The sequence below is a fragment of the Streptomyces sp. NPDC056486 genome (assembly GCF_042795295.1).
Lineage (GTDB): Bacteria > Actinomycetota > Actinomycetes > Streptomycetales > Streptomycetaceae > Streptomyces.
Genome location: NZ_JBHTSF010000033.1, coordinates 65,374 through 72,579, shown reverse-complemented (window position 1 = coordinate 72,579; position 7,206 = coordinate 65,374). Strand labels below are relative to the sequence as shown.

At 69.6% G+C, this 7,206-nt stretch carries 10 protein-coding genes; 5 read left to right on the top strand and 5 right to left on the bottom strand.

Annotation, left to right across the window (positions count from 1 at the left end; all coding sequences use genetic code 11):
- Window positions 1-60: 60 nt before the first annotated feature.
- Window positions 61-264 carry a hypothetical protein gene (locus tag ACFQ7F_RS16185; protein ID WP_190084725.1) on the bottom strand — a complete coding sequence of 68 codons (204 nt, stop codon included), beginning with the start codon at window positions 262-264 and terminating at the stop codon, window positions 61-63.
- A 13-nt stretch (window positions 265-277) separates the two neighbouring features.
- Window positions 278-910 (bottom strand): 2-phospho-L-lactate guanylyltransferase, encoded by a 633-nt coding sequence (gene cofC, locus ACFQ7F_RS16180; RefSeq protein ID WP_383270820.1) that lies wholly within the window; start codon window positions 908-910, stop codon window positions 278-280.
- A gap of 147 nt (window positions 911-1,057) precedes the next feature.
- Here cofC and ACFQ7F_RS16175 point away from each other — a divergent pair, with 147 nt between their 5' ends.
- Genes ACFQ7F_RS16175 through ACFQ7F_RS16165 form a run of 3 tightly spaced genes read left to right on the top strand, consistent with a single transcriptional unit; the run spans window position 1,058 to window position 4,072 of the window.
- The gene (locus ACFQ7F_RS16175) at window positions 1,058-1,849 is read left to right on the top strand and encodes a lysophospholipid acyltransferase family protein (protein WP_383270808.1); all 792 of its coding nucleotides are present in this window, start codon (window positions 1,058-1,060) and stop codon (window positions 1,847-1,849) included.
- Entirely contained in the window at window positions 1,846-2,856 is a 1,011-nt protein-coding gene (locus tag ACFQ7F_RS16170; protein WP_383270807.1) for an NAD(P)H-dependent glycerol-3-phosphate dehydrogenase, read from the top strand. The genes ACFQ7F_RS16175 and ACFQ7F_RS16170 overlap by 4 nt, the downstream gene beginning before the upstream one ends.
- A 34-nt stretch (window positions 2,857-2,890) precedes the next feature.
- On the top strand, window positions 2,891-4,072 hold the full coding sequence (locus ACFQ7F_RS16165; RefSeq protein WP_383270805.1) for a D-alanine--D-alanine ligase family protein: 1,182 nt from the start codon (window positions 2,891-2,893) through the stop codon (window positions 4,070-4,072).
- Between the two features lie 25 nt (window positions 4,073-4,097).
- On the opposite strand, the gene ACFQ7F_RS16160 is transcribed toward ACFQ7F_RS16165, so the two are convergent.
- Together ACFQ7F_RS16160 and ACFQ7F_RS16155 are read right to left on the bottom strand one after the other, a co-directional pair.
- Complete coding sequence (locus tag ACFQ7F_RS16160; RefSeq protein WP_383270818.1) at window positions 4,098-4,583, bottom strand: DUF3515 domain-containing protein; 486 nt, start codon at window positions 4,581-4,583, stop codon at window positions 4,098-4,100.
- A 26-nt stretch (window positions 4,584-4,609) separates the two neighbouring features.
- A complete protein-coding gene (locus ACFQ7F_RS16155) occupies window positions 4,610-4,843 on the bottom strand; it encodes an Lrp/AsnC family transcriptional regulator (protein ID WP_383270803.1) in 234 nt (77 codons plus the stop codon).
- A 209-nt stretch (window positions 4,844-5,052) separates the two neighbouring features.
- Between ACFQ7F_RS16155 and ACFQ7F_RS16150 the strand changes: the two genes are divergently transcribed.
- The gene (locus ACFQ7F_RS16150; protein ID WP_160507427.1) at window positions 5,053-6,021 is read left to right on the top strand and encodes a thiamine-phosphate kinase; all 969 of its coding nucleotides are present in this window, start codon (window positions 5,053-5,055) and stop codon (window positions 6,019-6,021) included.
- Window positions 6,018-6,815, top strand: a complete 798-nt coding sequence (thiD, locus tag ACFQ7F_RS16145) for a bifunctional hydroxymethylpyrimidine kinase/phosphomethylpyrimidine kinase (RefSeq protein ID WP_383270802.1) — start codon at window positions 6,018-6,020, stop codon at window positions 6,813-6,815. The genes ACFQ7F_RS16150 and thiD overlap by 4 nt, the downstream gene beginning before the upstream one ends.
- Before the next feature lie 106 nt (window positions 6,816-6,921).
- On the opposite strand, the gene rpmB is transcribed toward thiD, so the two are convergent.
- Entirely contained in the window at window positions 6,922-7,107 is a 186-nt protein-coding gene (rpmB, locus tag ACFQ7F_RS16140) for a 50S ribosomal protein L28 (protein WP_160507429.1), read from the bottom strand.
- Window positions 7,108-7,206 lie beyond the last annotated feature (99 nt).

The window sequence follows — 7,206 nt, the reverse complement described above, 5'->3', positions numbered from 1 at the left end:
GGGCGGGGCACCAATGGGGGCCCCCGCCCCGCGGCGTGTGTGGGGCCTGCGATGGCCGGCTCAGAACGTCTGCAGCGTCACCAGCGTGATGCGGCGCTGCTCGCCCTCTCCCTCGACCTCGATCCGCACCCGCTGTCCCGGCCTGAGCAACCGCAGGCCGCCCGCGTCGAACGCGGGGGGATCGAAGGGCACCGGGGTGCCGTCGTCGAGCAGCACGCTGCCGCTGCGGGTCTCGGAGTCGTACGTGTACGCGGTCGCCTGCATGGGGGAAGCGTACTCAGTCGGCGATCAGCAGCTTCGCGGCAGCCGCCGTGCGCGGTCCGACGCCCAGCGCGAGCGCGGTCCGCAGATCCTCGCCGGTGTCCACGTCCTGGCGCACGGAATCGACGCCGGCGAGTGGAAGTTCCACGGCGCCGGACGCGGAGTGCCGGGAACGGGACGCCGGGCCGAATGCGGGGCGCAATTCCATGCCGGGAGCCGCGGATAGCAGAGTCGTGCCCATTCCGGCGGCATCCGCGAGGAAAGAACGGGGAAAATATTCCGCGCTGTCGAGCACCCGGGCCAATTCCAGGGGGCGCAGTGCGGGGAGATCGGCATTCAGCGCGGCGACAGCCGATTCGGGCAGCTCGGCGCGCACGGCCGCCGCCCCGTGCGCCAGAGCGGCGTTGAGGCCCCCCGCGGGCTCGTCCCGCACGATTCGGGCGCCCAGTGCCGCCAGCTCGCGCCCGGCGAGGCCGTCGTCCGTGACGACCACCACATCCTTTACCGCGGGGCAGGCCACCGCGGCGGCCACAGTGTCCTGTGCGAAGGCGAGAGCGAGGCCCGGGCGAAGGGTGTCGCCGGTGCTGGCGGTGAGCCTGCTCTTGGCGCGCTCCAACGGTTTCAGGGGTATTACCAGGGTCCACTGCACGGGGGCGGCTCCGTCCTTCGCGTCAGCGCCCATTGTGGCCTGCTGGGAGTTCCGGGCCGCGAACGCGGGCGTACGGTGTTCTCGACAGACAGGCAGCCCGGGGCGACACTTGAGCGGCCGTCCAGGTTCATGGAGGAAGGTGTCCGAGTGTCCCGCCGCAGAATCGGCTTCTGGTACCGCCTGGCGGCGGTCATCGCCAAACCGCCTCTGGTGGTTTTTTTCAAGCGGGACTGGCGAGGAATGGAACACATTCCGGTCGACGGTGGATTCATCACCGCGGTGAATCACAACTCGTATATCGACCCGCTCTCGTACGCCCATTTTCAGTACAACAGCGGACGAGTCCCGCGTTTCCTGGCAAAGGACGGCCTTTTCAAGGACGGGTTCGTCGGCAAGGTCATGAAGGGCACGGGCCAGATCCCGGTCTACCGCGAGACCACGAACGCGCTCGACGCCTTCCGTGCCGCGGTCGACGCGATCGAGCGCGGTGAGTGCGTGGCGTTCTACCCCGAGGGCACCCTCACCAGGGACCCCGGAGTGTGGCCGATGACCGGCAAGTCCGGTGCCGCGCGGGTCGCCCTGCGGACCAAGTGCCCCGTCATCCCCGTGGCGCAATGGGGCGCCAACCTCGCGCTTCCCCCGTACAGCAAGAAGCTCAGCCTCTTCCCGCGCAAGAAGCTCCAGGTCCTCGCGGGCAGCCCGGTCGACCTTTCGCGCTTCTACGACAAGGAGCCCACCCCCGAGATCCTGCGGGAGGTGACCGAGACCATCATGGGCGCGGTCACCGAACTCCTGGAGGAGATCCGGGAGGAGAAGGCCCCCGAGACCCCGTACGACCCGCGCAAGGCGCGACTCGCACAACGACGTAAGGCGGCGGACCGAGGCGGTCCCGGCGTCCCCGACAACACCCCCGAGAACACCACGGAGGACAGCAAGTGACGAACCCGGTGAAGGCCGCCGTCTTCGGAACGGGCTCTTGGGGTACTGCCTTCGGCATGGTGCTCGCCGACGCGGGGTGCGACGTCACCCTGTGGGGCCGCCGCGCCGAACTCGCGGACGCGGTCAACTCCTCGCGCAGGAACCCGGACTACCTCCCCGATGTCGAACTCCCGGCGAACCTCAGGGCGACCACCGACCCGGGGGAGGCCGCGGCCGACGCCGACTTCACCGTGCTCGCCGTGCCCTCGCAGACGCTGCGCGCCAACCTCGCCGAGTGGGCGCCGCTGCTCGCTCCCGACACCGTGCTCGTCTCCCTCATGAAGGGCGTCGAACTGGGCTCCGCGATGCGGATGAGCGAGGTCATCGAGGACGTCACGAAGGTCGCGGCCGACCGTGTCGCCGTCGTCACAGGCCCCAACCTCGCCCGCGAGATCGCCGCAAGGCAGCCCGCGGCCGCCGTGGTCGCCTGCCGCGACGAATCGATCGCGCAACGCCTGCAGACCGCCTGCCACACGCCGTACTTCCGCCCGTACACGAACACGGACGTCATCGGCTGCGAGCTCGGCGGCGCGGTCAAGAACGTCATCGGCCTCGCCGTCGGCATCGCGGACGGCATGGGCCTCGGCGACAACACCAAGGGCTCGCTCATCACCCGCGGCCTCGCCGAGACCACCCGTCTGGGCCTGGCGATGGGCGCGGACCCGCTGACCTTCTCCGGACTCGCGGGCCTCGGCGACCTGGTGGCCACCTGCTCGTCGCCGCTCTCGCGCAACCACACCTTCGGCACGAACCTCGGCAAGGGCATGACGCTCGAGGAGACCATCGCGGTCACCAAGCAGACCGCCGAGGGCGTCAAGTCCTGTGAGTCGGTGCTCGAACTGGGCCGCAGGCACGGCGTCGACATGCCCATCACGGAGACGGTCGTGGGCATCGTGCACGAGGGCACGCCGCCGGTGGTCGCCCTGAAGGAGCTGATGTCGCGCAGCGCCAAGCCCGAGCGACGCTGACTCTCCGAGGACCAACGGGTACCCTCAAGCCGATATGAGCAGCGAGAACCTCCCCCAGAGCCCCGAGCCGCGCCCCGAGCAGAGCTCTGAGCTGCCGCTCCGCAAGCCGCGTGTGGCCGTCGTGTTCGGCGGCCGCAGCTCGGAGCACGGCATCTCGGTCGTCACGGCGGGCGCCGTGCTGCGTGCCATCGACCGCACCAAGTACGACGTTCTGCCCATCGGCATCACGACGGACGGCCGATGGGCGCTGACCGCGGACGATCCCGACCGCATGGCGATCACCGACCGCCGGGTGCCCAACGTCGACGAGCTCGCCGATTCGGCCGACGGCGGCGTCGTGATGCCCCTGGACCCGGGCAACCGCGAGGTCGTCTACAGCGAGCCGGGCGCCGTGCCCAAGGTGCTCGGCGAGGTCGACGTCGTCTTCCCGATGCTGCACGGTCCTTACGGCGAGGACGGCACCCTCCAGGGACTCCTTGAGCTCTCCGGAGTGCCCTATGTGGGCGCCGGAGTGCTCGCGTCGGCCGTCGGCCAGGACAAGGAGTACATGAAGCGGGTGTTCACCTCCTTCGGTCTTCCCGTCGGTCCGTACCTGGTGATCCGCCCGCGCGAGTGGGACCGCGACCAGGAGGGCGCCCGCAAGAAGATCGCGGAGTTCGCCGGCGACCACGGCTGGCCGCTCTTCATCAAGCCCGCGCGCGGGGGCTCTTCGATGGGCATCACGAAGGTCGACTCCTTCGAAGGCCTCGATGAGGCGCTCGAGGAGGCCCGCCGCCACGACCCCAAGATCCTCGTCGAGTCGCTCCTGCGCGGCCGCGAGATCGAGTGCGGGGTCCTGGAGTTCGAGGACGGTCCGCGCGCGAGCCTGCCCGCCGAGATCCCGCCGGTGCAGTCGCACGACTACTACGACTTCGAGGCGAAGTACATCGACTCGACCCCCGGGATCGTGCCCGCCCCGCTGACACCGGAGCAGACCACCGAGATCCAGCGGCTCGCGGTCGACGCCTTCGAGGCCACGTCCTGCGAGGGTCTGGTGCGCGCGGACTTCTTCCTCACCGAGGACGGGCAGTTCGTGATCAACGAGATCAACACGATGCCGGGCTTCACGCCCATCTCGATGTACCCGCAGATGTGGGAGGCGAGCGGCGTCAGCTATCCGGAGCTGGTCGACCGCCTTGTCCAGGCGGCCCTCAACCGGTCGACAGGGCTGCGCTAGCACCTCCCGCGAAGGCTCTGTGGAGCTAGGAGGCGATCCCTTCGGGGATCGCCTTCTTCATGGGGGCGGCGAGGTCCGTGAGCGGGCTCACGCCGTTCCCCGCGCGCTCCTTGGGCAGGGTCACCTCCACGTACGCCTTGCGCAGCGTGGAGGTGAAGCGGAACGAACCGTCGTCCTGCTCCTCGAGCAGCCAGTTGACGCCGTCCGCCGTCACACCGTCCGCTTCGGGGTCGTTCATCTTGGGCGGTTTGGCGACACCGCAGCGCAGTATGATCGCCGGGTCTCCCCACCCGGCGGTCAGCTCGGACTTCGGCTCGGGATCAACCCGCGCAAGACCGTCCACCTTCTTCGGCAGCTGCTTGTCCAGGTTCCGGCACAGTTCGGTGACCTTGCTGTCCGGGGTGGGAACCGCAGTGTCCACCCCTTCGTCTGCTGAGGAGCAGCCCGCTGAGGCGATCAGCAGTGCGAGGGCGGGGGCCGAGACCAGGCAGCGACGCCGGCGAGGGGAAATCTTCACCGGCCAAGGGTAGACGGGGGCTACAAGTGCACGACGGGGCAGGTCAGGGTCCGAGTGATGCCGTCCACTTGCTGGACTCTGGCGACCACCATGCGACCGAGTTCGTCCACCGTGTCCGCCTGGGCGCGCACGATGACATCGTAGGGTCCGGTCACGTCCTCGGCCTGGATCACTCCCGGGATCTTGGCGATGAGCTCGGCGACGGTCGACGCTTTGCCGACCTCTGTTTGGATCAGGATGTACGCCTGTACCACGGAACCTCCAGGGCGGCCACGAGGATCATGTGGGGAGAAGGGACGCCACGGTACCGCGTCGCCGCTTCTCACGGGGAGACCCGTGGCAGCTGTGGCGCGCACATCGCGGTGGACGGACAACAGAAGTTGACGGTCTTCTCGACCGTACCTATGACAGTGACGGCTCGCGACCGCAAGCCGAGCAGCGTGAAAGGGCATGGTGAGTCCCGGTGAAGGGAACCGTCGGCGAGTTGGGGGAGTTCGGGCTCATCAGGGAACTCACCTCTCGGCTCACCTCCACCCCGGCCGTCCGGCTCGGCCCGGGAGATGACGCCGCCGTCGTGTCGGCTCCCGACCGCAGGGTCGTGGCGAGCACCGACATCCTCCTCGAGGGGCGGCACTTCCGCCGCGACTGGTCCACCGCCTACGACGTGGGCCGCAAGGCCGCCGCGCAGAACCTCGCCGACATCGCCGCCATGGGCGCCGTACCGACCGCGCTCCTCCTCGGCCTGGTGGTGCCCGCGGAACTCCCCGCAAGCTGGCCCACCGAGCTCATGGACGGCCTGCGGGACGAATGCCAGGTCGCGGGAGCGGCGGTCGTGGGCGGCGACGTCGTACGCGGTGACACGATCACCGTCGCGATCACCGCGCTCGGCGATCTGCGCAACCACGAGCCGGTCACCCGCGCGGGAGCGCAGCCCGGCGATGTCGTCGCCGTCACCGGCTGGTTGGGCTGGTCCGCCGCCGGACACGCGGTACTCTCGCGCGGCTTCCGCTCGCCCCGCGCCTTCGTCGAGGCCCACCGCAGGCCCGAACCGCCCTACCACGCGGGCCCCGCGGCGGCCGGCCTCGGCGCGACCTCGATGACGGACGTGAGCGACGGTCTCATCGCCGACCTCGGCCACATCGCCGAATCGAGCAAGGTACGCATCGACATCCGCTCCGGAGATGTCGACGTCCCCTCCCAGATGAACGACATCGGCCAGGCCGTAGGCGTCGACCCGCTGCAGTGGGTGCTCAACGGCGGAGAGGACCACGCCATAGTGGCGACGTTCCCGCCCGACGTGAAGCTGCCCGCCCGCTGGAAGGTCATCGGCGAGGTCCTCAACCCCTCGGCCCTGCCGCAGGTGACGGTGGACGGAGCGCCCTGGACCAGCAAGGGCTGGGACCACTTCGGCGACAACGGGGACATGGAGTGAGCGCCGCACCGCCCCGCGTCCTGACCGTCGCCGGTTCAGACTCCGGTGGCGGTGCGGGCATCCAGGCCGACTTGAAGACGATGCTCGCGCTCGGCACGCACGGCATGAGCGTCGTCACGGCCGTCACGGCGCAGAACTCCCTTGGCGTGCATGGCGTTTGGGAGCTGCCGGTGGAGGCGGTGCGCGCGCAGTACCGCAGTGTCGTCGACGACATCGGCGTCCAGGCCGTCAAGACCGGCATGCTGGCATCGGCCGAACTGGTCGAGACGGTGGCCGAGTTGATCGCGGGCACGGACGCCCCCTCGGTCGTCGACCCGGTGGGCGTCTCCAAGCACGGCGACTCGCTCCTGGCCGCATCCGCGCTCGACTCCGTCCGTACGAAACTGCTCCCTGTCGCCACGGTCGCGACCCCGAACCTCGATGAGGTCGCACAGCTCACGGGCGTCCAGGTCGAGTCCGAGGACGGGATGCGGCGGGCAGCGGCGGCGCTCCTCGCGTACGGCCCGCGGTGGGCGCTCATCAAGGGCGGCCACCTGCGGGGCGACGCGGTGGACCTGCTCACCGACGGCTCCGACGAACACTGGCTGCGCGCGCCACGGCACGACAACCGCCACACGCACGGCACGGGCTGCACCCTCGCGAGCGCCATCGCCTCGCACCTGGCCAAGGGCCTGCCGGTGCCGGAAGCCGTCGCGGCGGCGAAGGAGTACGTGACCGGGGCGATCGAGGCCGGGTTCGCGCTCGGTGGCGGGATCGGGCCTGTGGATCACGGGTGGCGGTTCAGGGGCCGGTAGAACCGGTGGATCTGTGCGGGCAGTAGATCTGTGCGGGCACACGAAAGAGCCGGTCCCCCGAGGGGGACCGGCTCTTTCAGCAACCTGCTTGGTGGCCGCGCTGACGTCAGCGCGAGACCTTGCCGGCCTTGATGCACGAGGTGCAGGCATTGAGCCGCTTCGGCGTCCCGCTGACCACGGCACGAACGCGCTGGATGTTCGGGTTCCAGCGACGGGACGTACGGCGGTGAGAGTGCGAGATGTTGTTGCCGAAGCTCGGCCCCTTGCCGCAGACGTCGCAGTTGGCAGCCACGGGTCACTCCAAGACTTCAGATGCACTTACGGGTAATCCCGGCATGCCGGGATCAGTGCAATGATCGTGGGTGGCGTTGCCAGGAGGAATGTCCCGATG

Coding starts and splice junctions, on each gene's coding strand:
- ACFQ7F_RS16185 (WP_190084725.1), bottom strand. CDS start 264: ATGCAGGCGACCGCGTACACGTACGACTCCGAGACCCGCAGCGGCAGC.
- ACFQ7F_RS16165 (WP_383270805.1), top strand. CDS start 2,891: ATGAGCAGCGAGAACCTCCCCCAGAGCCCCGAGCCGCGCCCCGAGCAG.